General features: G+C 68.6%; 23 protein-coding genes. 13 read left to right on the top strand and 10 right to left on the bottom strand.

The window, feature by feature from the left end; all coding sequences use genetic code 11:
• Positions 1–2: 2 nt before the first annotated feature.
• The 7 genes from sufB to ACO1BU_RS01580 are packed head-to-tail and all read left to right on the top strand — an operon-like array spanning position 3 to position 6,080.
• Positions 3–1,502: a Fe-S cluster assembly protein SufB gene (gene sufB, locus ACO1BU_RS01610; RefSeq protein WP_424134142.1), complete on the top strand. Its 1,500-nt coding sequence runs from the start codon at positions 3–5 to the stop codon at positions 1,500–1,502.
• Between the two features lie 22 nt (positions 1,503–1,524).
• Positions 1,525–2,274 (top strand): Fe-S cluster assembly ATPase SufC, encoded by a 750-nt coding sequence (gene sufC, locus ACO1BU_RS01605; RefSeq protein WP_424134141.1) that lies wholly within the window; start codon positions 1,525–1,527, stop codon positions 2,272–2,274.
• Complete coding sequence (sufD, locus tag ACO1BU_RS01600; protein WP_424134140.1) at positions 2,271–3,560, top strand: Fe-S cluster assembly protein SufD; 1,290 nt, start codon at positions 2,271–2,273, stop codon at positions 3,558–3,560. The genes sufC and sufD overlap by 4 nt, the downstream gene beginning before the upstream one ends.
• On the top strand, positions 3,560–4,801 hold the full coding sequence (locus ACO1BU_RS01595) for an aminotransferase class V-fold PLP-dependent enzyme (protein ID WP_424134139.1): 1,242 nt from the start codon (positions 3,560–3,562) through the stop codon (positions 4,799–4,801). Before sufD ends, ACO1BU_RS01595 begins: the two co-directional genes overlap by 1 nt.
• Before the next feature lie 58 nt (positions 4,802–4,859).
• On the top strand, positions 4,860–5,321 hold the full coding sequence (sufU, locus tag ACO1BU_RS01590) for a Fe-S cluster assembly sulfur transfer protein SufU (RefSeq protein WP_424134138.1): 462 nt from the start codon (positions 4,860–4,862) through the stop codon (positions 5,319–5,321).
• Positions 5,293–5,688, top strand: a complete 396-nt coding sequence (locus tag ACO1BU_RS01585) for an SUF system Fe-S cluster assembly protein (protein WP_424134137.1) — start codon at positions 5,293–5,295, stop codon at positions 5,686–5,688. The genes sufU and ACO1BU_RS01585 overlap by 29 nt, the downstream gene beginning before the upstream one ends.
• A 23-nt stretch (positions 5,689–5,711) precedes the next feature.
• The gene (locus tag ACO1BU_RS01580; protein ID WP_424134136.1) at positions 5,712–6,080 is read left to right on the top strand and encodes a HesB/IscA family protein; all 369 of its coding nucleotides are present in this window, start codon (positions 5,712–5,714) and stop codon (positions 6,078–6,080) included.
• A gap of 48 nt (positions 6,081–6,128) precedes the next feature.
• Here the strand turns inward: ACO1BU_RS01580 and ACO1BU_RS01575 are convergent, their stop codons facing one another.
• From ACO1BU_RS01575 to ACO1BU_RS01555, 5 genes are all read right to left on the bottom strand, one after another.
• Positions 6,129–6,599: an SH3 domain-containing protein gene (locus ACO1BU_RS01575; RefSeq protein WP_424134135.1), complete on the bottom strand. Its 471-nt coding sequence runs from the start codon at positions 6,597–6,599 to the stop codon at positions 6,129–6,131.
• 150 nt (positions 6,600–6,749) lie between these two features.
• Entirely contained in the window at positions 6,750–7,736 is a 987-nt protein-coding gene (locus ACO1BU_RS01570; protein WP_424134134.1) for an MBL fold metallo-hydrolase, read from the bottom strand.
• Between the two features lie 53 nt (positions 7,737–7,789).
• Positions 7,790–9,067, bottom strand: coding sequence for a class I SAM-dependent RNA methyltransferase (locus tag ACO1BU_RS01565; RefSeq protein WP_424134133.1), 1,278 nt, complete (start codon positions 9,065–9,067; stop codon positions 7,790–7,792).
• 88 nt (positions 9,068–9,155) lie between these two features.
• Entirely contained in the window at positions 9,156–10,361 is a 1,206-nt protein-coding gene (locus tag ACO1BU_RS01560; RefSeq protein ID WP_481133205.1) for an acyl-CoA dehydrogenase, read from the bottom strand.
• Positions 10,362–10,514: 153 nt separating this feature from the next.
• On the bottom strand, positions 10,515–12,593 hold the full coding sequence (locus tag ACO1BU_RS01555) for a DEAD/DEAH box helicase (protein WP_424134132.1): 2,079 nt from the start codon (positions 12,591–12,593) through the stop codon (positions 10,515–10,517).
• 263 nt (positions 12,594–12,856) lie between these two features.
• Here ACO1BU_RS01555 and ACO1BU_RS01550 point away from each other — a divergent pair, with 263 nt between their 5' ends.
• The 4 genes from ACO1BU_RS01550 (at position 12,857) to ACO1BU_RS01535 (ending at position 16,377) form a co-directional block, all read left to right on the top strand.
• Positions 12,857–13,561: an alpha/beta fold hydrolase gene (locus ACO1BU_RS01550; protein WP_424134131.1), complete on the top strand. Its 705-nt coding sequence runs from the start codon at positions 12,857–12,859 to the stop codon at positions 13,559–13,561.
• A gap of 43 nt (positions 13,562–13,604) precedes the next feature.
• The gene (locus ACO1BU_RS01545; protein ID WP_424134130.1) at positions 13,605–14,033 is read left to right on the top strand and encodes a hypothetical protein; all 429 of its coding nucleotides are present in this window, start codon (positions 13,605–13,607) and stop codon (positions 14,031–14,033) included.
• An 85-nt stretch (positions 14,034–14,118) separates the two neighbouring features.
• On the top strand, positions 14,119–15,279 hold the full coding sequence (locus tag ACO1BU_RS01540; RefSeq protein ID WP_424134129.1) for a DNA topoisomerase IB: 1,161 nt from the start codon (positions 14,119–14,121) through the stop codon (positions 15,277–15,279).
• A 129-nt stretch (positions 15,280–15,408) separates the two neighbouring features.
• The gene (locus ACO1BU_RS01535; protein ID WP_424134128.1) at positions 15,409–16,377 is read left to right on the top strand and encodes an amidohydrolase family protein; all 969 of its coding nucleotides are present in this window, start codon (positions 15,409–15,411) and stop codon (positions 16,375–16,377) included.
• A gap of 46 nt (positions 16,378–16,423) precedes the next feature.
• Here the strand turns inward: ACO1BU_RS01535 and ACO1BU_RS01530 are convergent, their stop codons facing one another.
• A complete protein-coding gene (locus ACO1BU_RS01530) occupies positions 16,424–17,422 on the bottom strand; it encodes an aldo/keto reductase (protein WP_424134127.1) in 999 nt (332 codons plus the stop codon).
• Positions 17,423–17,562: 140 nt separating this feature from the next.
• Here ACO1BU_RS01530 and ACO1BU_RS01525 point away from each other — a divergent pair, with 140 nt between their 5' ends.
• Positions 17,563–18,453, top strand: a complete 891-nt coding sequence (locus ACO1BU_RS01525; RefSeq protein WP_424134126.1) for a LysR substrate-binding domain-containing protein — start codon at positions 17,563–17,565, stop codon at positions 18,451–18,453.
• Positions 18,454–18,561: 108 nt separating this feature from the next.
• Here ACO1BU_RS01525 and parE read toward each other — a convergent pair whose 3' ends face one another.
• The 3 genes from parE to ACO1BU_RS01510 all read right to left on the bottom strand — a co-directional run bounded on the left by parE (position 18,562) and on the right by ACO1BU_RS01510 (position 23,006).
• Complete coding sequence (parE, locus tag ACO1BU_RS01520) at positions 18,562–20,535, bottom strand: DNA topoisomerase IV subunit B (RefSeq protein ID WP_424134125.1); 1,974 nt, start codon at positions 20,533–20,535, stop codon at positions 18,562–18,564.
• A 123-nt stretch (positions 20,536–20,658) separates the two neighbouring features.
• Entirely contained in the window at positions 20,659–21,162 is a 504-nt protein-coding gene (gene dps, locus ACO1BU_RS01515; RefSeq protein ID WP_424134124.1) for a DNA starvation/stationary phase protection protein Dps, read from the bottom strand.
• A gap of 251 nt (positions 21,163–21,413) precedes the next feature.
• Positions 21,414–23,006, bottom strand: coding sequence for an MFS transporter (locus ACO1BU_RS01510; protein ID WP_424134123.1), 1,593 nt, complete (start codon positions 23,004–23,006; stop codon positions 21,414–21,416).
• Positions 23,007–23,206: 200 nt separating this feature from the next.
• On the opposite strand from ACO1BU_RS01510, the gene ACO1BU_RS01505 reads away from it, so the two are divergent.
• Positions 23,207–23,536 (top strand): Mpo1-like protein, encoded by a 330-nt coding sequence (locus ACO1BU_RS01505; RefSeq protein WP_424134122.1) that lies wholly within the window; start codon positions 23,207–23,209, stop codon positions 23,534–23,536.
• Between the two features lie 6 nt (positions 23,537–23,542).
• Here the strand turns inward: ACO1BU_RS01505 and ACO1BU_RS01500 are convergent, their stop codons facing one another.
• Positions 23,543–24,382 (bottom strand): hypothetical protein, encoded by an 840-nt coding sequence (locus ACO1BU_RS01500; RefSeq protein ID WP_424134121.1) that lies wholly within the window; start codon positions 24,380–24,382, stop codon positions 23,543–23,545.
• Positions 24,383–24,393: the final 11 nt, after the last annotated feature.

Raw genomic sequence — 24,393 nt, 5'->3', positions numbered from 1 at the left:
GAATGCCCGCCGTCGAAGAAACCCTCGATACCGTCCGGGACGCCACGCAAGGCGCCTATAAGTGGGGGTTCGAGACCGATATCGAGATGGAGTTCGCCCCCAAGGGGCTGAACGAGGACATCGTCCGCTTCATCTCCGCCAAGAAGAACGAGCCGGCCTGGCTGCTCGAATGGCGCCTGCGCGCCTTTGAGGCCTGGAAGGGCATGGAGGAGCCGCGCTGGCCCGCCGTGACCTATCCGCCGATCGACTACCAGGACGCCTATTATTACGCGGCGCCGAAGCAGAAGGCTGGGCCGAAGTCGCTCGACGAGGTCGATCCCGAGCTGCTGAAGACCTATGCCAAGCTGGGCATCCCGCTGAAGGAGCAGGCCATCCTGGCTGGCGTGGAGGGCGCGGGCGAGACGCCGGCCGAGGGCGGCCGGCTGCCCGTGGCTGTGGACGCCGTCTTCGACAGCGTCTCCGTCGCCACCACCTACAAGGATCGCCTGGAGAAGGAGGGGATCATCTTCACCTCCATCTCCGAGGCTGTGCAGAAGCACCCGGAGCTCGTGCGCAAGTATCTGGGCACGGTGGTTCCGCATACGGACAACTTCTTCGCGGCGCTGAACAGCGCGGTATTCACGGATGGCAGCTTCGTCTACATCCCGAAGGGCGTGCGCTGCCCAATGGAGCTGTCCACCTATTTCCGCATCAACGCCAAGAGCACCGGCCAGTTCGAGCGCACCCTGATCATTGCCGATGAGGGCGCGATCGTCTCCTATCTGGAAGGCTGCACGGCGCCGCAGCGCGATGAGAACCAGCTCCACGCCGCGGTGGTCGAGCTGGTCGCGCTGGATGACGCCTCGATCAAGTACAGCACGGTCCAGAATTGGTACCCGGGCGACGAGAACGGGAAGGGCGGCATCTACAACTTCGTCACCAAGCGCGCGGCCTGCCGTGGCAAGCGCAGCAAGGTGAGCTGGACGCAGGTGGAGACGGGTTCCGCCATCACCTGGAAGTACCCGTCCTGCATCCTGCAGGGTGAGGATTCCGTGGGCGAGTTCTACTCCGTCGCCATCACGAACAACCACCAGCAGGCCGATACCGGCACCAAGATGATCCACCTTGGGAAGAACACGCGCAGCACCATCGTCTCCAAGGGCATCTCGGCCGGCAAGGGCCAGAACACCTATCGCGGCCTGGTGCGGATCAGCCCGAAGGCGACGAATGCGCGCAACTTCACCCAGTGTGACAGCCTGCTGATCGGCGATCTCTGCGGCGCCCATACGGTGCCCTATATCGAGAACCGGTGCCGGACGGCGAAGGTGGAGCATGAGGCGACCACCAGCCGCATCGCGGAGGATCAGCTGTTCTATTGCCGGCAGCGCGGCCTGTCGCAGGAGGACGCGGTGGGCCTGATCGTGAACGGCTTCTGCCGCGAGGTGCTGAAGGAACTACCGATGGAATTCGCGGTCGAAGCGCAGAAGCTGCTTCAGATCAGCCTGGAAGGGAGCGTCGGGTGAATACCCGCGAGGAGTACATCTGATGCTGCGCATTGAGAACCTGACCGCCGAAGTTGATGGCAAGCCGATCCTCAAGGGGATCACGCTGGAAGTTCCGGATGGCGAAGTGCACGCCATCATGGGCCCGAACGGCGCCGGCAAGTCCACGCTCTCCTACGCGCTCGCGGGCCGCGAGGGCTATGAGATCACCGGTGGTTCCGTCGTCCTGAACGGCCAAGACCTGCTGGAGATGGAGCCGGAGGAGCGCGCCGCCGCCGGCCTGTTCCTCGCCTTCCAGTACCCGGTCGAGCTGCCCGGCGTCGGCAACGCCAACTTCCTCCGCACCGCGCTGAACGCCATCCGGCGCACGCGCGGCGAGCCGGAGGTGGATGCCATGCAGTTCCTCAAGCTGGCGCGCGCCCGCATGAAGGCGCTCTCCATGCCCGAGGACATGCTGAAGCGCGGCGTGAATGTCGGCTTCTCCGGCGGCGAGAAAAAGCGCAACGAGATCCTGCAGATGGCCCTGCTGGAGCCGAAGATCGCCATCCTCGACGAGACGGATAGCGGCCTGGACATCGATGCCCTGAAGATCGTCGCGGATGGCGTGAACGCCATGCGCGGCCCGAACTTCTCGGCGCTGGTCATCACCCATTACCAGCGCCTGCTCAACCACATCGTGCCCGACCGGGTGCACGTGCTGGCCGATGGCCGCGTCGTGGCCTCAGGCGGGCCGGAACTGGCGCAGCGCCTCGAAGCCGAGGGGTATGCCGGCGTCCTGGGCGAGGCGGCATGAACAGCATGACTCCCTCCGGCAATGCGGCGGCCTTCCTGCACCGCTATGCCGGGCTGGCCGAGCGTCTGCCCGGCGCCGACATCCCGGCCGTTCGCGGCTTGCGGGATGCGGCCGCCGAGACGCTGATGGCCGGCGGCCTGCCCAGCCGCCGCGTCGAGGCCTGGCGCTATACCGACCTCTCCCCAATGCTGCGCGCCGAGTTCCGCGAGGCGCTGACGCCTGTGGACGAGGCGGTGGAGCTTCCGCCCGCGCGCGCCGGGCGCCGCGCCGTCTTCGTGGATGGCCGCTTTCGCGCCGACCTGTCCAGCCTGGATGGGCTGGACGCCTCGCCTCTCGCTGAGGTCGTGGGCAGCGTGGCCGACCGCCTGAACACGGTTGCCGCCGCGGCGCAGCCCATGGTGACGCTCAACACCCTCCTCTTCGAGGATGGGCTTGTGCTCGACCTGCCCGCCGGCACCGATGCGGGCCGCCTGGAACTGCTCTCCATCGCCTCCGGCGAGACCGCGAGCACGATCCATCCGCGCCACCTGATCCGCCTCGCCCCCGGCGCGAAGCTGGTCCTGATCGAGACGGCCCTCTCCGCTCCAGGCGCGCGCCACCTCCACAACCCGGTCTTTGAGATCGAGGTCGCCGAGGACGCGAAGCTCACCCATGTCCGCGTGCAGCGGGAGGCTGAGAGCGCCTTCCACCTCGCCCATCTCGGCGTGCGCGTGGCGGAGGGTGGCACCTATGACGGCTTCGTCCTGAACGCCGGCGGCCGCATCAGCCGCAGCGAGACCCATCTCGCCCTGCTCGGCCCGCGCGCCACGGCGCATCTGAACGGCGCCCAGCTCGTGGCGGATGGCCAGCTGGCCGACACCACCACGGCGCTGGACCACTCCGCCCCGAACTGCGCCTCCCGCCAGACCGTGAAGACAGTCCTGACCGGCCGTTCCCGTGGTGTCTTTCAGGGCAAGATCCTGGTCCGGCGCGAGGCGCAGAAGACCGACGGCTACCAGATGAATCAGGCCCTCCTCCTCTCGGAGGAAGCCGAGATCGACAGCAAGCCGCAGCTGGAAATCTACGCCGACGACGTGAAGTGCAGCCACGGCGCCACCGCCGGCGCGCTGGACCCGGACAGCCTCTTCTATCTCCGCGCCCGCGGCATCCCCGCCGATGCGGCCCGCGCCATGCTGGTCCGCGCCTTCCTTCAGGAGGCCGTGGAGATCGTCGAGGACGAGACAGCGCGCGAGGCGCTGGACGAGGCCGTTGCCTCCTGGTGGGACCAGCACGGGGAGGCCGCGTGATGGACGGCACCATGCGCCCGGCTTTCGACGTGCAGCGGATCCGGCAGGATTTCCCGATTCTGTCGAGCAAGGTGCATGGGAAGCCGCTGGTCTTCCTCGATTCCGGCGCTTCGGCCCAGAAGCCGCGCGCGGTGATCGACGCCATGCGGCAAATGTTCGAGACGAGCTATGCCAATGTGCATCGCGGCGCCTACCACCTGAGCGAGACCTCCACCGCCGCCTATGAGGCGGCGCGCGAGGCCGTGGCGCGCTTCCTGAACGCGGGCGATGCGCGGGAGGTGGTGTTCACCACCAACTCCACCGCCGCCATCAACCTCGTGGCCCACTCCTATGGCCGTGGCGTGCTCAAGCCTGGCCAGGCGGTCGTGGTCTCCGAGATGGAGCATCATGCCAATTTCGTGCCCTGGCAGATGCTCGCCCAGGCGCATGGCATCGAGCTGCGCATCACGGATGTCACCGATGCCGGCGAGCTGGACATGGCGGACCTGGAAGCCAAGCTGGCGGACGGGAAGGTCGGGCTGGTGGCCGTCACCCATATGTCCAACGTGCTGGGCACGGTGACACCCGCCGCCCGGATCGCGGCGCTGGCCCATGCCCATGGCGCGAAGGTCCTGTTCGACGGTTCCCAGGCCGCCGTGCACCGCCGTGTGGATGTGCAGGCGCTGGACGCGGATTTCTACGTCTTCACCGGCCACAAGCTCTACGGCCCTACCGGCATCGGCGTGCTCTGGGCACGGCTCGAGCTGCTGGAGGAGATGCCCCCCTTCCTCGGCGGCGGCGACATGATCTCCGAGGTGACGCGCGAGGGCTTCCTGCCCGCGCCGGTGCCCGCGAAGTTCGAGGCCGGCACCCCGCCGATCGTGGAGGCGGTGGGACTGCACGCCGCCATCGACTACGTCACCGTCATTGGCATGGACGCCATCGAGGCGCATGAGCGCTCGCTGGTCGATCACGCCATGACCAAGCTCTCGGCCATTGAGAACCTAACGGTGATCGGGCGGGCCCAGGACCGGGGCGGGGTCTTCTCCTTTGCCCTCGGCAACGCCCATGCCCACGACCTGTCCACCCTGCTGGACCGCGTGGGCATCGCCGTCCGCGCCGGGCGCCATTGCGCGGAGCCGCTGCATGTGCGGATCGGGCATGACAGCACCTGCCGCGCCTCCTTCGGCCTCTACACGACGCATGAAGAGGTCGATTTCCTGGCGGAGGCCCTGACCTCCGCGCGGAGGTTCTTCACATGACGCCCGATCGCTGGAGGCCGAAGGCCGGAAGCGTGAATCCGGCATCCGGAGGCTGCTGATGTTCGACGATCTTAGCGACCTCTATCAGGAGGTCATTCTCGATCATGGTCGGAAGCCCCGGAACTTCCGCCGTCTGGAGACGCCCGATCTCAGCGCGCGCGGCAACAACCCGATGTGCGGCGACCGGATCGAGCTGTTCCTGGACATGGATGGCGACCACATTGCCGATGCCGCCTTCCAGGGTCGCGGCTGCGCCATCTCCACCGCCAGCGCCTCGCTGATGACGGAGACGGTGAAGGGCAAGACGGTAGCGGAAGCGCGGGAACTGGCTGCCCATTTCCGGGAGATGGCCATGACCGGCACCTGCCCGGATTGCGGCGCCACGCTGGAAGAAGAGATGGAGCGTCTCCAGGCCCTTTCCGGCGTGCACGAATTCCCCAGCCGCGTGAAATGCGCGACGCTGGCCTGGCACACCCTCAACACCGCCCTCGATGGCGGGAAGGAGGCTTCGAGTGAGTGAGCCCGCAACTCAGCAGGGCGCGACCCACGAGGCTTGGTCCCCGGACGGCCCGATCGCGCCGACGCGGGTCAGCGAGGTCGCGGTGCTGGACGCGCTGAAGAGCGTCTACGACCCCGAGATCCCCGTCGATATCTACGAGCTCGGCCTGATCTATGCCGTCGAGATCGAGGATGATGGCGCGGTGAGAATCGACATGACGCTGACCGCGCCCTCCTGTCCTTCCGCCCAGGAACTTCCGGTTCAGGCGGAGCAGGCGGTGAAGGCTGTCCCCAACGTCACCTCGGTGAAGGTCGAGGTCGTCTGGGATCCGCCCTGGGATCAGTCCCGGATGAGCGAGGACGCGAAGCTCGCGTTGAACGTGTACTGATGGCACGCCACATGGAGGGCACCATGAGCACGACCACCACTGAAGCCCCGAAGCCACGCCGCGCCCTGCCGCCGCTGATGTCGCTTTCCGACACCGCGGCAGAGCGCCTGCGCGCGCTCTACGCCAAGAGCGAGGGCAAGCTGCTGCGGATCTCCGTTTCGACCAAGGGCTGCTCCGGCATGTCATACCAGATGGACTGGGTGGATGCGGCCGGGCCCACGGACGAGACGATCACCGACAAGGGCCTCACCGTCCTGGTGGATCGCAAGGCCACCCTGTTTCTGATCGGTACGGTGATGGATTACGAGAAGAAGGCCATGTCCGCCGGCTTCACCTTCACCAATCCGAACGAAAAAGGCCGCTGTGGCTGCGGCGAGAGCTTCCACATCTGAACTGCTTCCGGGGGCGCGAGCGGGGCGCCCCCGTCCTTTCCGGGGCCTCTACCGCTTGAGCGCGGACTGGTGAATCCAGCCGAAGGGCTGGTCGTCACCAACATTCATCCACCCCCCCGGCGCTTCCCCGAAGACACGAAGCGTCGTGGATGGCGGCATGGTCCGCGCCACGGGCGCGCGCAGATCTGGTTCCACGCGGACATTCGAACGCCTGGTTGCATTGGTGACCACCATGCGCCCTGCATCGGCGGCTCCGGCCGCCACAGCGTTCCCTGCTTGAGGGAACGCCTCAGCCTGCGGGGCAGGGGCGAGCCGCTGCGCGGCAGTCGCATTGCGTGCCGGCTGGGGCAGGTTGCGCGAACTGGTCCAGGAATGCACATCGGCCCAGATGTCGCCCGGCTCAGGCCGTAACGGAGGAAGATGGCCGGGGTCGCGTCCGGCTGAACCCGATTGGGCATGGCCCTGGGCCGCGATCGCAGTCGCCAGGCAAATGGCGATCAGCCCAACGGTCCCGCGCACCCACATTCCTCCGTCTTTTCCCTGGGCCAAACTACCCCCCATGGACGCTGTGCCTCAACCGAGGCCGCCAACACGCCTGGTGGCGGGTCGGTACCGCTCGCGGCCGAACGCCTCGGGGCTGGGCTCCGCGCATGGCTCTCCGGCGGACAATCAGAGCACGCTAGACCAGTCCGCCGGCGCCAGCCGGTAGCCACTTCCGTCCTTCACCACATAGCCATTGGCCGGGAAGGGCCAGTGATAGCCGACGCAGCGGATCCGGTCGGCTGCCGCCCGGTCGAACACCCGCCGGCGCGTGGCTTCCGCCATCACCGGATCCGTGTCGAAGATCACGTGCCAGCCAGGATTGGTCAGGTTGAACTCCGGGCGGCTGGTCAGGTCTCCGCAGATCATCAACTGCGCGCTGCCGTCCGAGAGATGATAGGAGGTGTGGCCCGGCGTATGGCCCGGCGTATCCATGGCGCGCAGCCCTGGCAGGATCTCCGCCCCGTCCCCGACGCGCTCGATACGGGCCTCATAGGGCGCGAAGCGGCGGCGCACATTGGCAAAGGCCGGGCGCATCGCCTCAGGCGCGCGGCTCGCCTGGCCCTCATCCATCCAGAAGGCCCACTCCTTCTCCGGCACCACGATGCGCGCGCGCGGAAAGGCCGCCCCGCCTGAGCCGTCCAGCAGGCCGCCGATATGATCGCCATGGAAATGGGTGAACACCACGATGTCGACCGAGGCCGGATCGATACCCGCCGCCGCCAAATTCGCGGGCAACTGGCCAATCCGGCTGTCTGCCGCCGTCTGAGGCCCGTTCCCCGTATCGAACATCACCGTGGCTTGCGGCGTGCGCAGGACCGGGATGGTGAAGGGGTTCAGCAAGCGCGACGGGTCCATCCCCTGGGCACGCATGGAACTCGCGATCTGCTCCGGGGTGGCATTGCGGACGAAGCCCTGGGTCGGGTCCGGCCGGATCGCCTGGCCATCATAGACCATGGTCATCAGATGCGGTCCGACCCGGAACCGGTAATAGCCCGGCGCCTGGTTTGCGTCGGGCTGCACGGGGGCAGGGGGCTGGGCAATGGCTTCCCCTGCCACGCCCGATAGCAAGGCCGGGGCAGCGAGCCCCGCCGCCAGAAGCGCGCGCCGTTCCATCGATTCGTCCCCTCTCCGCCAGAACTGAAGAGTTTTTAACTTTTATGGTTTGTTCAAGGGCCCCGGGCGAGAGTCACCACGGCCTCGACCTGAGTCGACCAGAGAAACTGGTCCACCGCCACCGCCTCCTCCACCCGCCAGCCTGGCGCACGGGCGAAGGCGGCCAGATCGCGGGACAGCGCCGCAGGATTGCAGGACACATAGATGACCCGGGGCAGGGTGGACCGGGCGAGAATGGCCACCTGCTCGGCGGCCCCTGCAAAGGGCGGATCAAGCACCAGGGCAGCGGCGCCGTTCAGCTCGGCCGGCAGCAACGGCTGGCGCGCCAGATCGCGCCGTGTCGCCTTCACGCGCGCCCCGGCCCGGCCGGCGCCGGCCTGCAACGCGGCGGCGGCCTCCGGCGCGCCCTCATAAGCTTCCACTCGTCCACGGGCTGAAAGCGGGAAGGAAAGCGTGCCCAGCCCCGCATGCAGCTCGATGATCCGGGGCTTGCCCGGCATGCGCTTCGGCAGCCCTTCCAGCACGGCGGTGATGATGGCTGCCTCGCCATGTGGCGTCGCCTGAAGGAAGGCTCCCGGCGCGGGCGAAACCGTCGCGCCGGACAGGGTCACGAAAACCGATCCGTTCTGGGCAGCGATTTCGGGCGTATCCCGCGTGCCTTCCTTGGACCAGGCGATGCGAGGAATCCCCTGCGCCTCCCCGAAGGTGGCCAGCTTCGCGCGGTCGCTTGGCGTCAGCGGTCCGTCAGTCCGGATCCAGAGATCAGGCCCGGTATCAAGCAGGTTCACCATGGCCGATCCGGCCCGCCGCAGTGCCGCGAGGGAGCCCATCATCCCGCGCAGCGGTTCCACCAGTGCCAGGATGCGTGGATCGACGACAAAGCAAACCGCCATGTCGAAGGGTTCGGCCGAACCGCGCGCGTGAAACCCAATGGTCACACCCTCCTGCCGCCGGCGGACGGCCAGGTCGGCCCGCCGGCGGGTATTGCGCGGGCTGGGCGTGGCAGGGGCGACAGGGATATCCCGGAAACCCGCGCGGGACAGCGCCTCCGTCACGCGCCCCGCCTTCCAGGCTGCCACGGAGTCGTCGGCCCAGTGCTGCACGGCGCAGGCGCCACAGGTGCCGAAATGCGGGCATGGCGGCGGCACGCGGTCGGGGGAGGGGGCTTCGACGGCCACAAGCTCGGCCGCCCGCCCGTCCCCGCGGCCCGGCCCGGCCTCGGCCTCCACCACCTCGCCGGGCAGCGAGAAGGGCACGAAAAGCGGCCGCCCCGCTTCGTCGCGCCCGATCCCGTCCCCGGCGGCGCCCATGGCCTCAATGGTCACACGCATGCAGGCGCCTCCAATCGGGAGCGAACCCGCTCCAACAAGAAAGGGGCGGCCCCGAAGGACCGCCCCTTGTAACGCGACCCCGCGCGGATCAGCCGAAAGCGTTCAGCCCGGTCTGCGCGCGGCCGAGGATGAGGGCATGCACGTCATGCGTGCCCTCATAGGTGTTCACCGTTTCCAGATTCATGAGGTGGCGGATCACGTGATACTCGTCCACGATCCCGTTGCCGCCATGCATGTCACGGGCCATGCGGGCGATGTCGAGCGCCTTGCCGCAGTTGTTCCGCTTCATCATGGAGATCATCTCCGGCGCCGCCTTGTGCTCGTCGAACAGGCGCCCGAGCCGCAGCACGCCCTGCAGGCCGAGGGTGATCTCGGTCTGCATATCCGCCAGCTTCTTCTGGATCAGCTGGGTCTGGGCCAGCGGCTTGCCGAACATCTTCCGGCCCATCGTGTATTCCCGCGCGCGGTGCCAGCAATCCTCGGCGGCACCCAGCGCGCCCCAGGCGATGCCGTAGCGGGCGCGGTTGAGGCAGGAGAAGGGACCGGCCAGCGACTTCACGAGGGGAAGGCGGTTCTCCTCGGGGACGAAAACCTCGTCCATCATGATCATGCCGGTGACGGAGGCGCGGAGCGACAGCTTGCCCTCGATCTTCGGGGCCGTGAGGCCCTTCATCCCCTTCTCCAGGATGAAGCCGCGCAGCACGCCCTCGTCATCCTTCGCCCAGACCACGAAGACATCCGCGATCGGGGAGTTGGAGATCCAGGTCTTCGACCCGGAAACGAGATAGCCGCCATCGACCTTCTTCGCGCGGGTGCGCATGGAATTGGGGTCGGACCCCGCATCCGGCTCGGTCAGGCCGAAGCAGCCGACATACTCGCCGGTCCGCAGCTTCGGCAGGTACTTGTCCTTCTGCTCCTCGGAGCCGAAGGCCCAGATCGGATACATGACCAGGGAGGACTGCACGGAGAAGGCGGAGCGGTAGCCGCTATCCACCCGCTCCACCTCACGGGAAATCAGGCCATAGGAGACATAGCCGACGCCGGCGCAGCCATGGCTGTCCAGGGTCGCGCCCAGGAAGCCCATCTCGCCGAACTCGTTCATGATCTCGCGGTCGAAATACTCGCGGCGGGTCGCCTCGATCACGCGGGGGAGCAACTTGGACTGGCAGAACTCGCGCGCCGCATCGCGGATCATGCGCTCGTCCTCGGTCAGCTGCTCCTCCAGCAGCAGCGGGTCGTCCCACACGAAGGCGCCCATCTTGGCCTTGGAGGCGATCGGGGTAACGACGTTCATTTGCTGCGTTCCTCTCGGTCAGCGGTGCCGGCTATGGGCGGCATACTGCCCCGAACCGGGCGCCAGCGCCACGGCCCGGGGATCAACCCGTCGCGCGGGAAGGGGGCCGCCATGCCCCTCTCTCGGGGAGGGACAGAGCCCCTCCCGACCTTATCAGGCCGCCTCTGCGTCGGTATCCGGCGAGCGCTTCGGGCGCGGCACCGGGATCAGCATGAAGGCAGGTACCGCGTCGCCGAATCCGACCACGGAGGGCCCGAGATCGTCCTGGCGGTAGCGGAAATTCTCCCGGCGGCGTTCGTCCCGGCGGGGCCGATCCTCGCGCCGGTCATCCCGGCTCCACTCGCGCGAGGCATCGCGGTTCACCTCGTCCAGCACGCGGTCACCCGAGCGGGTCTCACGCTCGCCACGGCGCCGGTCGCGGTCCTCCCGCCCGGGCCGCTCATCGCGGACCCCGCGCGTGTCGCGGTCCTCGTGCGGGGCACGCTCTTCGCGCCCGCCACGTGCCTCACGGGGCGGACGAACCTCGCGTTCCTCCCGCGGCGGGCGAGCCTCGCGTTCCTCCCTTGGGGCACGCTCGTCACGACGGCCACGGCCCTCGCGCCGGGCTTCGCCGCCGCGTTCAGGCCGGGCATCGCCCCGGCCGCGCGCGCCGTCACGGCCCCCGCGGGCCTCGCTGCCCCGGCCCCGGCCACGCCCGCGGCCAGTGGCCTTCAGCGCCGCCTGGATCTCCTCGGGATCAACGGGCTCCAGCCCCTCAATCATCATCGGCGGGATGGGGCGGCCCGTCAGGGCCTCCACCGCCGCCACGGCCTTCGCTTCGTCGGCCGTGGCCAGGGTATAGGCATGCCCCTCACGGCCCGCACGGCCCGTGCGGCCGATGCGGTGCACATAGTCCTCGGCATGGAAGGGCACGTCGAAGTTGAAGACGTGAGACAACCCGCCGATGTCGATGCCGCGCGCGGCCACGTCGGAGCAGACGAGCAGTTGCAGCTCGCCCGCCTTGAACTTCTCCAATGTCGCGAAGCGAACGGACTGCGCCAGGTCGCCATGCAGGGCGCCCACGCTGAACCCGTGCTTCTTCAGGCTCTTGTAGAGGATGTCGACATCGACCTTGCGGTTGCAGAAGATCAGCGCATTCTGCACCGACTGGCTCTTGATCAGCCGCCGCAGCGCCTCGCGCTTGTCGCGCTCCTGCACCCAGATCAGGCCGGCGGTGATGGTGGTCGCCACCGAGGCCGGGGCGGAAACCGTGATCTCCCGCGGATTCTGCAGGAAGGCATCAGCCAGGCGCCGGATCTCCGGCGCCATGGTGGCGGAGAAGAACAGGGTCTGCCGCAGCTGCGGCAGCATGGAGACGATGCGCTCGACATCGGGGATGAACCCCATGTCCAGCATCCGGTCCGCCTCGTCGATCACCAGAACCTTGCAGTCCGCCAGCAGGATACGCCCGCGGTCAAACAGGTCCAGAAGACGGCCGGGCGTGGCAATCAGCACGTCCACGCCCTTCTCCAGCACCTGCTTCTGCTCGTCCATGCTCTCGCCGCCGATCAGCAGGGCATGGGTCAGGTTCAGGTACTTGCCATATTTGACGAAGTTCTCGGCCACCTGCAGCGCCAGCTCGCGCGTCGGCTCCAGGATCAGGCTGCGCGGCATGCGCGCCTTGGCGCGCGACCCTGCCAGGATGTCCAGCATCGGCAGGGTGAAGCTGGCCGTCTTGCCCGTGCCGGTCTGGGCACAGCCCAGCACGTCCCGGCCCATCAGCACGACAGGGATCGCCTGCTCCTGGATCGGGGTCGGGTGGACATAGCCGCTTTCGATGACGGCCTTCAGAAGCTCGTCGGACAGGCCGAGATCAGCGAAGGTCGTGCGGGGAGTGGTGTCTTCCTCCCCCTCATCATCCTCCTCGTCGTCCTCATCCTCCTCGTCCGAGCCGGCCGCATTCTCGATATCAGCGCCGGTCTCGCCGACGTCGTCGCCATCGGCGCCCGTCTCGCCGATATCGTCACCGTCCGCGCCTTCCTCGGAGGAGCCGGAGGCCATCGCCTCGACCGGCTCGGCAGCCTCGAAGGCAGCCGGGGTCTCGGCAAAATGGGGCGAGCTGCCCTCGCCCACCGGGTCGCCATCGGCGGCACCGGCTGTCGTGCCGGGCGCGCCCGCCTCGGGCAGGGCCGCGTCGGCCATGCTCTTGGGGGTTTCGTTCTCGGCGGAGGAAGGCTGTTCGTGTTCGGTCAAGCGTGTGTTCCTGTACCGCCACCCATCCGGCTTCAGCGGGAGCGGCGAAAAGTCCGGGCTGCGTCGTTCAAAGAGGTCAGGCGCCGTGCGGCGTACCGGAGGGCGCCCGGCCGATGGTCCGGCGTGGCGCGGCGGGACTCCGGGTCCGGCCACGCGGCACGCAGCCGCTCGCGCGCGATATGCGCTCGCGAAGGCCCGGATGCAAGCAGGACACCGCATTTCCGGTGGTTGCACGGGGCTCGTGGCGTGATTACCACGCCGCCATGCCCACCGCCACCGCCCGGATGCCGCTCCTCCTCCTGCCCGGGCTGCTCTGCGACGCCCGGCTCTGGCGCGACCAGGTGGCGGGGCTGTCCGACCTGGCCGATCCGGTCGTGGCCGATCTGACGCTGGACTCGAGCGTTTCCGCCATGGCGGCGCGCGCCATTGCCAGGCTTGAAGGCCCATTCGCGCTCGCCGGCCTCTCCATGGGCGGCTACGTGGCCTTCGAGGTGATGCGCCAGGCCGGCGCTCGCGTGACGCGGCTGGCCCTGTTCGACACCTCCGCCCGCCCCGACACGCCGGAACAGGCCCGACAGCGCCGTGGCCTGATGTCGCTGACGCGCTCCGGCCAGTTCCGCGGAGTCACGCCGCGTCTGCTTCCGCGCCTGCTGCACCCCGGCCACCAGGCCGGGCCTCTGGCCCAGGAGGTGATGGACATGGCCGAGCGCGTGGGCCGCGACGCCTTCCTCCGCCAGCAGGAAGCCATTCTCGGGCGCCCAGATTCCCGCGGCGACCTGCCGGGCATTGCGGTCCCGACCCTGGTCGCGGTGGGGCAGGCGGATGTGCTGACTCCGCCAGAGCTGGCGCGGGAAATGGCTGCCGGAATTCCGGGTGCGGAGCTGCACGAATTCCCGGGCTGCGCCCATCTTCCGACCATGGAGGCACCCGAGGCGGCCACAGCCGTGATGCGACGCTGGCTGGCCTGAACCGGGCCTTTCCGGCCGCGAGCCTGCTTCCCATATCCGACGCATGATGGACCTCGGGCGCCTCCTCCTGGCGACAGCCCTGGTGGCGTCGCCGCTCCTCATGCAACCCGCCCCGGCTGCGGCGCAGGTGAGCTTCGGCATCGGGATCGGGACCTACCCGGCCTATCCCGTCTATCCGGCCTACCCGTACCCCTATGCCTACTATCCCCCGCCGCCGGTCTATTACGTGCCGCCCTACGCCACCTATGTGCCGCCGCCCCCGGCTTACAGCCCGGCGCCAGGCGCGACCGCGCCTGGGACGATGGCGCCCGGAACCACGGGCCCCATCAGCGCCTCGCCTTACGGGGCCACGGCTCAGCGGGCCTGCTATGCCGGCGCCTATGTCTGCCCGCTGGACCGCAATCTGACTGCGGGCGATGCCTGCGGCTGCCCCACGCCGAGCGGCCAGCGCGCCTGGGGTCGCGTCGGCTAAGGCCGGCGCCGCTCATCCCTGCCGGATCCTTCCTGAAACCGTGACGCGCGGGCGCCGCTTCTCTCGGCAGGAAGGAATGCCGCCCATGACCAGCCCCGACCAGGCCGAGACCATCGTTGAACCCAGGGAAGCCGCCCGGGCCGCCGGGCTGCGCTATGTCAGCGACACACGGCCCGGCATCACCCGCCATCCCAAGGGCGACGGCTTCATCTATCGCGATCCCGATGGCGAGCTGATCAAGGACGAGGCGACGTTGGAGCGCATCCGCTCCCTCGCCATACCGCCCGCCTATACGGATGTCTGGATCTGCCCCTTTCCCAACGGCCATATCCAGGCCACGGGCCGCGACGCGCGCGGCCGCAAGCAGTACCGTTACCACCCGCGCTGGCGGGAGACGCGCGATGCCACGAAATACGAGCACATGGCCGAATTCGCAGAGGTCCTGCCGCTGATCCGCGCCCGCGTCGCCGCCGATCTGCGCCGGAAGGAGCTGACGCGCGAGAAGGTGCTCGCGACCGTCGTCCGCCTGCTGGAGACGACGCTGATCCGCATCGGCAATGACGACTACGCGAAGGAGAACGGCTCCTTCGGCCTGACCACGCTCCGCAACAAGCATGTGCGGGTCGATGGCGGCACCATGCGCTTCGCCTTCAAAGGCAAGAGCGGCAAGACCTGGAAGCTGGGGCTCCAGGACCGGCGCGTGGCCAAGGTCGTGCGCGAATGCCAGGACCTGCCGGGCCAGGAACTCTTCGCCTGGCGGGACGAGGACGGCACGCCACATGATGTGACCTCGGGTGACGTGAATGACTACCTGCGCGAGATCACCGGGCGCGACATCACCGCCAAGGATTTCCGCACCTGGGCCGGCACCGTCATGGCCGCGCTCGCCCTGCGCGAATTCGAGGCCTTCGACACCCAGGCCGCCGCCAAGCGCAACATCCGCGCCGCGATCGAGAAGGTCTCCGCCCGGCTCGGCAACACGCCCACGGTCTGCCGCAAATGCTATGTTCATCCGGACCTGCTGGACGGCTACATGGCGGGCCAGCTCGCGCTGGAGATCGCGGAGCGTGCGGAGCAGGAGCTGAAGGACGAGATGGAGCACCTGAAGCCGGAGGAGGCGGCGGTGCTGGCCCTGCTGGCACGGCTCAGGGCAGGGAAGGCGCCCCCGGCGAAGCCCGCCCGGCGGTCCCGCACCACGGTAAAGACGGTGAACACGACGGCCCGGTCAGCGGCGGCAGCGGCCTGACCCGAGGCGGCGCGACAGCGCCTGCCCCCAGGCGGTGCGCCTCTGCTCCTGCCATATTCATTCGATCCCGGCGGGCATCGTCGTCCATCCTGCGCTGCCGCAAGAAGACGAAGGCGGCAGGAGGAAACGATGAACGGAACCCTGACCCGCCGTGCCGCCTTGGGCGGTGCTGGCGCGCTGGTTGCGGCTGCGGCTTCTGCCCAGCCCATGACGGCCCCGGTGCGCGGCCAGCCCGGCCCGGTGAAATACTCGGCCGGCACCGAGCCGCCCCGCACGCCGGCCCCACCGCTGGCCACGGATTGCCATCATCACGTCTACGACGCGCGCTTTCCCGCCGATCCCCGCACCCAGCTTCGTCCGCCCGATGCCTCGACCGAGGATTACCGCGCCCTGGCCCGCCGCATCGGCACGCAGCGCTCCGTGCTGGTCACCCCATCCACCTACGGCACGGACAACCGGCTGCACCTGCAAGCCATGCAGGAGCTCGGACCGGAACGCACGCGCATGGTGGCCGTGGTGGATACGAGCGTGACCGACGAGGATCTGCGCCGGATGAACGATGCCGGGGTGCGTGGCATCCGCTTCAACCTCGTCCAGGCCGGCGTGACCACACTGGACATGCTGGAACCACTCGCGGCCCGCATCGCGCCCATGGGCTGGCACTGCCAGATCCACATGCTCGGAGACCAGATCGCGCAGAACGAGGCGATCTTCGCACGCCTGCCCACCGCCGTCGTGTTTGACCATTTGGGCCGCGTGCCCATGGACAGAGGTATCGAGCACCCGGGCTATGTCGCCGTCCGGCGGCTGCTCGACCGTGGCAAGGCCTGGGTTAAGCTTTCCGGCGCCTATATGGACACGAAAGTTGGCGCGGCCGGGCGCTATTCCGACACCATCCCGGTCGCCCGCGGCTATGCCACCGCCGCGCCGGAGCGCTGCGTCTGGGCCAGCGACTGGCCGCATGTGACGGAGCCTGCGGAGAAGCCCGACGACGCCGTGCTGTTCGACCTGCTGACGGAATGGGTGCCCAACGAGGCCGCGCGCCGCCGCGTGCTGGTGGACAACCCCGCCGACCTCTACGGCTTCATGCGCGCGTGACGCGGGGATGAGGCCCGTGCCGGCCGGTGCCGGCACGGGCCTCGTCTCAGTGCCGGGCCTCGCTGTCCATATGCGCGAGCTGCGCCTCCGGATACCGCGCCCCGGCCGCCGCGCCGGGCGGGATGGCCGCCTCGATCGCCGCAAGCGCCGCATCGTCCAGCCGCAGATCCATGGCTCCCAGCGCCTCTTCCAGCCGGTCGCGACGGCGCGCGCCGACCAGCGGCACGATATCTGCCCCGCGCGCGGCCACCCAGGCAATGGCGAGCTGCGCGACCTTCACGCCCCGCTCCTCCGCCACCCGTCGCAGGGCCTCGGCCAGGGCCAGGTTCCGGTCCAGATTCTCGCCCTGGAAACGGGGGCTGATGCTCCGGAAATCGCCCGGGCCGCCGCGCTCCTTGCTCCAGTGCCCGCTGATCAGCCCGCGCGACAGCACGCCATAGGCGGTGATGCCGATCCCCAGCTCCCGGCAGGTCGGCAGGATCTCGTCCTCGATCCCGCGCGACAGCAACGAGTATTCGATCTGCAGATCCGCGATCGGGTGCACCGCATGCGCCCGCTGGATCGTCTCGGCGCCCACTTCGGAAAGGCCGATGTGGCGGATGAAGCCCTTCTTCACCAGATCGGCCATCGCGCCCACGGACTCCTCGATCGGCACATTCGGATCGAGGCGGGCAGGGCGATAGATGTCGATGTAATCGGTGCCGAGCCGCGTGAGCGAATAGGCCAGGAAATTGCGAATGGCCGCGGGCCGCGAGTCATACCCGCTCCACTCGTTCTCCGGCCCCCGCAGCGCGCCGAACTTCACGCTGATGGCCAGCTTGTCGCGCGGCAGGGTCCGCAACGCCTCGCCGATCAGCATCTCATTATGGCCCATGCCGTAGAAGTCGCCGGTATCCAGCAGGGTAATGCCGCGCTCCACGGCCATGGCGATGGTCGCCAGGCTCTCCGCGCGCTCCGCCGGGCCGTACATGCCGGACATGCCCATGCATCCCAGCCCAAGGGCCGAAACTTCGGGGCCGGTTCTTCCGAGACGACGCTGTTCCATGAGGACTCTCCATGATCGCGAGGGCGATGGCCCCGGAGAACGGACCGTTCCGATCCGCTTCCGGCCGGCCGGATATGGACCGGGGCGGCAAAAGGCGTAATCACGTATGATCCGCATGGGCTGTTCGGAGCAGGCGAATAATGAGGACGTCACTGGCTGAGCTGGAGCTTCTGGCGGCCGTGGCCCGCCATGGCAGCTTTCGCCGGGCCGCACTGGAAGCCGGCATCTCCGCCTCCAGCGCGACGGAGCGGATTCGCGCCCTTGAGGATCGCATCGGCGCCCGCCTGCTGAACCGCACCACGCGAAGCGTCAGCCCCACCGAGGCCGGCTCCGCCTTGCTCGCCCGCTTGGGCCCAGCTCTGGGTGAGATCGCGTCCGCCCTGGAAGAGGCGGGCAGGGCAGGAGATACAGTCTCGGGCACACTCCGCATCAACGCCCCGCCGCCCGCCTCTCAACTCGTTCTCGCCCCGCTTCTCGCGCCCTTCCTCGCACGCCATCCGCGGGTGGTCGTGGAAGTGACGTCCCAGAGTGGATTCGTGGATATCGTTCGCGCCGGCTACGATGCCGGTGTCCGCTACGGGGAAAGCTTGGCGCAGGACATGATCGCCATCCCCCTCGGCGGTCCCCAGCGCGCGGTCCTCGTCGCCTCCCCCGCGCTGCTGGAGGCCGTCGGCACGCCGCGCGATCCCCAGGCGCTGCTCCGGCTACCTTGTATCCGCACGCGCTTTGACAGCGGAACGATGTTCACCTGGGAATTCGAACGCGATGGCCGCGTGGTCACCATCCGCCCGGAAGGCCCGCTTGTAACCAATGATGCGCAGCTCGCCATTGCGGCCGCGGCCGATGGTGCCGGCTTCTACCTGACCTTCGAGGGCTGGGCGCATGCATCGATCGCCGCCGGGCGCTTGGCGCCCGTGCTGCAGGACTGGCTGCCGGCCTTCGAGGGACCCTTCCTCTACTACCCCTCCCGCCGCCACGTGCCGGCACCGCTGCGAGCCTTCATCGACTTCCTGCGGGAGAGACGCCCGTGAAAAACCTGGCGCTTCGGGCAGGCGATCCCGAATAACTCAGCCGCCCCGGGCGAAACACCTGCCGGAAATAAAAAGGGCCGGAGAGAATTTCTCCCCGGCCCGAATGCCTCACACATCCACCTCGGCGTCATCCAGCTTCGACGCATTCTCCTGGATGAACTTGAAGCGCAGCTCCGGCTTGCGCCCCATCAGCGCCTCGATCAGCTCCGCCGTCTCGGCCCGTGCCTCCGGCGGCAGCACCACCTTCAGCAGGGTGCGCTTCGCCGGGTCCATTGTCGTCTCCTTGAGCGACGCGGGCGGCATTTCGCCCAGGCCCTTGAAGCGGCTGACCTCGACCTTCTGGTTCGCCTTGAACTCGCGCTTCAGCAGGCGCTCCCGGTCCGCATCGTCCCGCGCATAGATCGACTTCGCACCATGCTGCAGGCGATAGAGCGGCGGCTGTGCCAGATAGACGTGCCCATCCCGCACCAGCGCCGGCAGCTCCTTGTAGAAGAAGGTCATCAGCAGCGCCGCGATATGGGCGCCGTCCACATCGGCGTCCGTCATCACGATGATACGGCCATAGCGCAGCTTCGAAATGTCGAAGCGGTCGCCCACGCCGCAGCCCAGCGCCTCCACAAGGTCGCGCAGCTCCTGGTTCGCGCGCAGCTTCTCCGTGCTCGCGGAGGCCACGTTCAGGATCTTGCCCCGCAGCGGCAGCACTGCCTGTGTCACGCGGTCCCGCGCCTGCTTGGCCGATCCGCCCGCGGAGTCACCCTCCACCAGGAACAACTCGGTGCTGGCCGCATTCTCGCTGGAGCAATCGGCCAGCTTGCCTGGCAGCCGCAGCCTGCGCGTGGCCGTCTTGCGCGGCGTGTCCTTCTGCTCGCGCCGCCGGATGCGCTCCTCGGCCCGTTCGATCGCCCAGGCGAGCAGGTTGTCCGCGTTCCGTGTATCGCCCGTCAGCCAGTGATCGAAGTGGTCGCGCAACCCGTTCTCCACGAGCCGCGCCGCGTCGGGGGAGGTGAGCTTGTCCTTGGTCTGCCCCTGGAACTGAGGGTCGCGGACAAAGACGGAGATCATGCCGGCCAGCCCGCCGAACAGATCCTCCGCCGTTACATTGGCCGCGCGCTTCTCCTTTCGCAGCTCGCCATAGGCGCGCAGGCCCTTTACCAGCGCGTTGCGGAACCCCGCCTCATGCGTGCCGCCCTGGGGCGTCGGGATGGTGTTGGCATAGGTGGAGAGGAAGCCCTCGCCCTGCTCCAGCCAGGTGGCCGCCCATTCGGCGCGGCCCGCGCCATTGGGGAAGGTGACCTCGCCCGCCCAGGGGGCGGCGACGACCGTGGGCTTGCCCTCGATGGCGGCGGCGAGGAAGTCGGAAAGCCCGCCCGGGAAATGCAGGGTGGCCTGAGCCGGGGTCTCGTCCTTGATCAGCGCCGGGTCGCAGGACCAGCGGATCTCCACGCCCTTGTAGAGATAGGCCTTCGACCGGCAGAACCGGTACAGCCGTGCCGCCTGGAACTGCAGCTTGCCGAAGATCTCCGGGTCCGGCCGGAAGCGGATCGTGGTGCCGCGCCGGTTATGCACCGGCCCCGCATTCTTCAGCTTTCCCAGGGGCTTGCCGCGCGAATAGGCCTGGGTGAACAGCGTCCGGTCGCGCGCGACCTCCACCTCCATCCGCTCCGCCAGCGCGTTCACGACGGAAGAGCCCACCCCGTGCAAACCGCCCGAGGTGTCATAGGCCTTGCCGCTGAACTTGCCGCCCGAATGCAGGGTGGTGAGGATCACCTCCAGCGCCGAAAGCTTGGGGAACTTCGGATGCGGGTCCACCGGGATGCCGCGGCCATTGTCCCGCACTGTCAGCCAGTTATCCGGCTCCAGTGTCACCTCGATGCGGTCGGCATGGCCTGCCACCGCCTCGTCCATGGCGTTGTCGATAATCTCGGAGGCCAGGTGGTGGAGGGCGTTTTCGTCCGTGCCACCGATATACATGCCGGGCCGGCGCCGGACGGGCTCCAGCCCCTCCAACACCTCGATGTCGGCCGCCGAATAGGATTGCTGGGCCGGACCTTTGGGGGGGCGGCCGCCGAAGAGATCGTTCATGTCTTGTTCTGGGTCCCCGGCCCAAATTAGCCATCCGGAACCCCAGATGCAACCGCCGCCGACACCCAAGGGGGCGCCGGCGGGGCAATCACGCCCGGGCCGTGGCCCGGGCGCGCCAGGGGATCAGTGCTTGCCCTGCAGATGGGCCTCGATCATCCACAGCGCCTTGTCGATCTCGCGGGAGACCTGGGTCAGCAGGTCGGAGGTGTCGGCATCCCCGGCCTCATCGGTCGTGTCGATGCCCTCGCGCAGCGCCTGCGCCATCTGGGCATAGCGGTCTGCCAGCGCCTGGCAGTGATCCATCCCGTCCAGCAGCTTGTTATCATAGGGCTTGATGCGGGTCTGGGCACCGATGGTCTGGGTGGTTCCATCCGGGATGCCGCCCAGCTGCACCGCCCGCTCGGCCAGCTCGTCGCTCTGCTCGTTCAGGATGGTGTAGAATTCCTCGAACATCTTATGCAGGCCATAGAAATGGCTGCCCTTGACGTTCCAATGCGCCTGGCGGGTCGCATTGGTCAGGTCGATGATGTCGGCCAGACAGGCCTGGAGCACGCCGATGCTGACGGCCTTGCCGTTCGTCGGGGTGTCGTTGCGGGTCGGGACCTTGCCGGGTTCGCTCTTGGCCACCTGTGGCTCCTTCATCTCTGAGTCTGTTGGACGGGAGGGATGATGGGGTGGTCCCCGTCCTCGGCAAGCCGAATGCCCGAGGGAAAGGAAGGTTTCCCCCGTCATCCAGCTGTGCGCCGCCCGCATGGGCCAGCCTCTGGAAGATCCGGGGCTGGCGCGTGACAATCGGGCGATTCGGCTCTGGCGTCCATTTTCGGCGCGGAAGGCCGATGCAGCGCTGGCTTCCGGGGCCACCTGCGCCGGGTTTTTCCTCAGACCGGCAGTCGCATGAACCGCTCGGCCTCCGCAGCAGTACCCTCCTGCTGGAAGCCAGCCGCCCTGGCGAGGATGGCGTGGTCCGCCTCGCTCAGCCGTGACTGCTCTCGCAGATGGTCGGTCCAGGACCGGACGGTCCACAGCTCCACATAGCGCTCGGGATGCGCCACATCCTCATAGAGGCGCCACAGCGTGGCGCCTGCCCGCAGCCGCACCCCCCGCACCTCGGCCATGCTCGCCAGAAAAGCTTCCCGCGACGCCGACGGAACCACATAGCGGACCGTCTCCAACAGCCGCGCCTCGTCGGCCTTCAGGGCCAGAAGCAACTCGGGAGCCGGCGCGTCCGGGACCGGCTCCGCCATCGGGGCGCCCCCCGCCACCGCGGGCGTGGTCTCTATCGGAAGGTGACGAACCAACAGGGGCAGCACGACGCTCGCGATTCCGAAGGCAACCAAGGTATGCGGCACCCCGATGAGCGAACCGCCTACGCCGCCCATGGCCGAGCCGAGCGCCATGGCCGCGAAGGTGGCTGACTGGAAGATGCCGAGTGCCCGCGCACGCACCCAGGGCCGCGCCGCCAGCTGCGCCGCCGCGCCCAGGGTGGACGTCATCCCGAGCCAGGAAGCGCCGTAAAGCAGCATCGCGAGCCCCGCCGGCACCCAGTGGCGCGACAGCCCGAGCAGGATCACCGACAGCCCGATGGAACAGCCGCAGGCCAGCACCGTATTCGAGCGGGAAAGAGAATTCCGTAATGCCGGCAGCGCGAAGCTGGCCGCTACCGCGCCGATCCCCATCGCCCCCAGCATCAGTCCGAAGGCCTCCGGCCCCAGCCCGAGCTGGAAGCGCACCAGCAACGGCAGCAAACCCCAGACCGCCGTGCCCGCGAAGAAGGAGAGCACGGCGCGGATGATGATGCCGCGCATGACCGGGCTGGCGAGCACATAGCGCAGCCCGCTGGCCATGGCGTCCTTCAGCCCCTCACGCGGGCTCGTCTCGTCACGGGGCTCGCGTTTCCAGCGGAGCAGCGCCCCAACCAGGACCAGGAAGCAGGCCGCGTTCATCGCGAAGGCCAGCTCCGCCCCCGCCCAGCCCAGGACCACCCCGCCCAGGGCCGGCCCGACGGCGCGCGCCAGGTTGAAGCCCATGTTGTTCAATACGATGGCCTGCACGAGATCCTCGCGCGGCACCAGATCCGGCGTGGTGGCGCCGAAGGCCGGGAAATTCGCGGCCGAACCCATGCCGATGCAGAAGGTCAGCGCCAGCAGGCCCCAGGCCCCCAGCAGCCCCGCAGCCGTCAGCGCGCAGAGCGTCAGGGCTGTGACGATCAGCCAGACCTGCGTCCAGATCAGGAAGCGCCGCCGGTCCATGATATCGGCCAGTGCCCCGGCGGGCAGGGCAAGCAGGAAAACCGGCAGCAACGTCGCCACCTGCACCAGGCTGACCATGACCGGTGAGGGCGAAAGCGAGGTCATCAGCCACCCCGCCCCGGTGCTCTGGATCCACCCGCCGATATTGCTGACGAGAACCGCGATCCAGAGCATCCGGAAGGCAGGGTTCCGGAAGGGGATGAAGGCGGCGGGAGCAGGCATCGGGTGGGGAAGGGACCGGACCGGGCTGGAGGTTTCCGCATGCCGCGATGGAACTGCGGCGTGGTCGGGAAGCAGGGTGCGGGAGGCGCGTGCCGGGCTCAAGCACCCGGCCACCGCTTCGGGCCGATTTCCTCCGGCCGTGTCATCGCGGCAGCCGAAGGCGCTTGATCCGCCATGCCGCGGGTCTGCTAGCTTCCCCCATGTCCCAGCGCATCGCCACCTATGCCGAGTTCTGGCCCCACTACCTCCGGGAACACGCGGACCCGCGGACGCGGCGCGTGCATGTCCTGGGCACGCTGCTGGGCATTGCGCTCTTTCTCGGCGGCCTAGCCACCGGCCGGTGGTGGCTGGTCCTGGCGGGGATTGTCAGCGGCTATCTCTTCGCCTGGGTCAGCCATATGATCATCGAACGCAATCGCCCGGCGACCTTCACCCATCCCCTCTGGTCGCTCGGATCCGACCTCCGCATGGCCTGGCTCTTCCTGACCGGCCGCCTGGAGGAGGAACTGCGGCGCGCCGGGGTGGCATAGCCTGCGCTACTCGCTCAGCGTCCATTGCAGCCCCAGGGCGATCTGGAACCGCGGTGAATCCCGGGTCAGCCCGGCCCCGGCCGCCAATCCGATCACCGCGCGGCCACCGGGAAGGCGATGGCGGAACCCGGCCTGCACCAGGCTGTAGTCGCGATCCCCTCGTTCCTGCTGCGACCGCGCATAGGTCACCACCAGCGCCGTGTCGTTCGACACGGCCTGACCCAGCGAGACATTGAACAGATAGCGGTTGGTCCGCTCCCCCGGCTGCGGATCCAGCCGGGTCGTCCAGCCGAGATTCACATGCGCGCCGAAGGGCAGGGGGCCACGGACGATCGTCTTGCCAATGAGCACCACGCCCTCCGCCTCATAGGCGGTCCGCCCGGGGCCGTAGAGTGTCCGCACGCGCCCGAGCAGCCCCACGGCCGGGGCGGCTCCCCGGCCCTCGGACAACTGGTAGAGAGCCCCGAGCCGCGTCTCGCCGCCCCATCGCGCGCGCTCCGTTTCCGCCGGCCCCTCGGTCAGCTCGGGAATGGTACCCAGCCGCCGGCGTGTCTCCAGATTGCCATAGGCCCCGCTCTGCCCGAGGCGGAGTTCCAGGCGCGGTGCCACGCCGAACTCCATCTCCACATCACCGGCCCCGGTGCCGCGAACCCGTCCGCGCCGTGCCCTCTCGTAAACCCCGGTGAAGCCGATCTCCGCCGAGCCCGGCGCCGCCGCGATCGGATCGGTAATCTCGAAGGGATCATCCGCCAGCTCAATGGGCCCGTCCTGCCCCGCCGCCGGCGAGGTGCCGAGCAGGAGCAAGCCCGACAGCACACCGGCGAGGGCAGGTCCCCGCCGGTGCATCGAAGCCTGCC

The organism is Roseomonas chloroacetimidivorans, assembly GCF_049629625.1.
GTDB classification, from domain to species: domain Bacteria; phylum Pseudomonadota; class Alphaproteobacteria; order Acetobacterales; family Acetobacteraceae; genus Roseomonas; species Roseomonas chloroacetimidivorans.
This window is presented reverse-complemented; position numbering and strand designations above follow the sequence as displayed.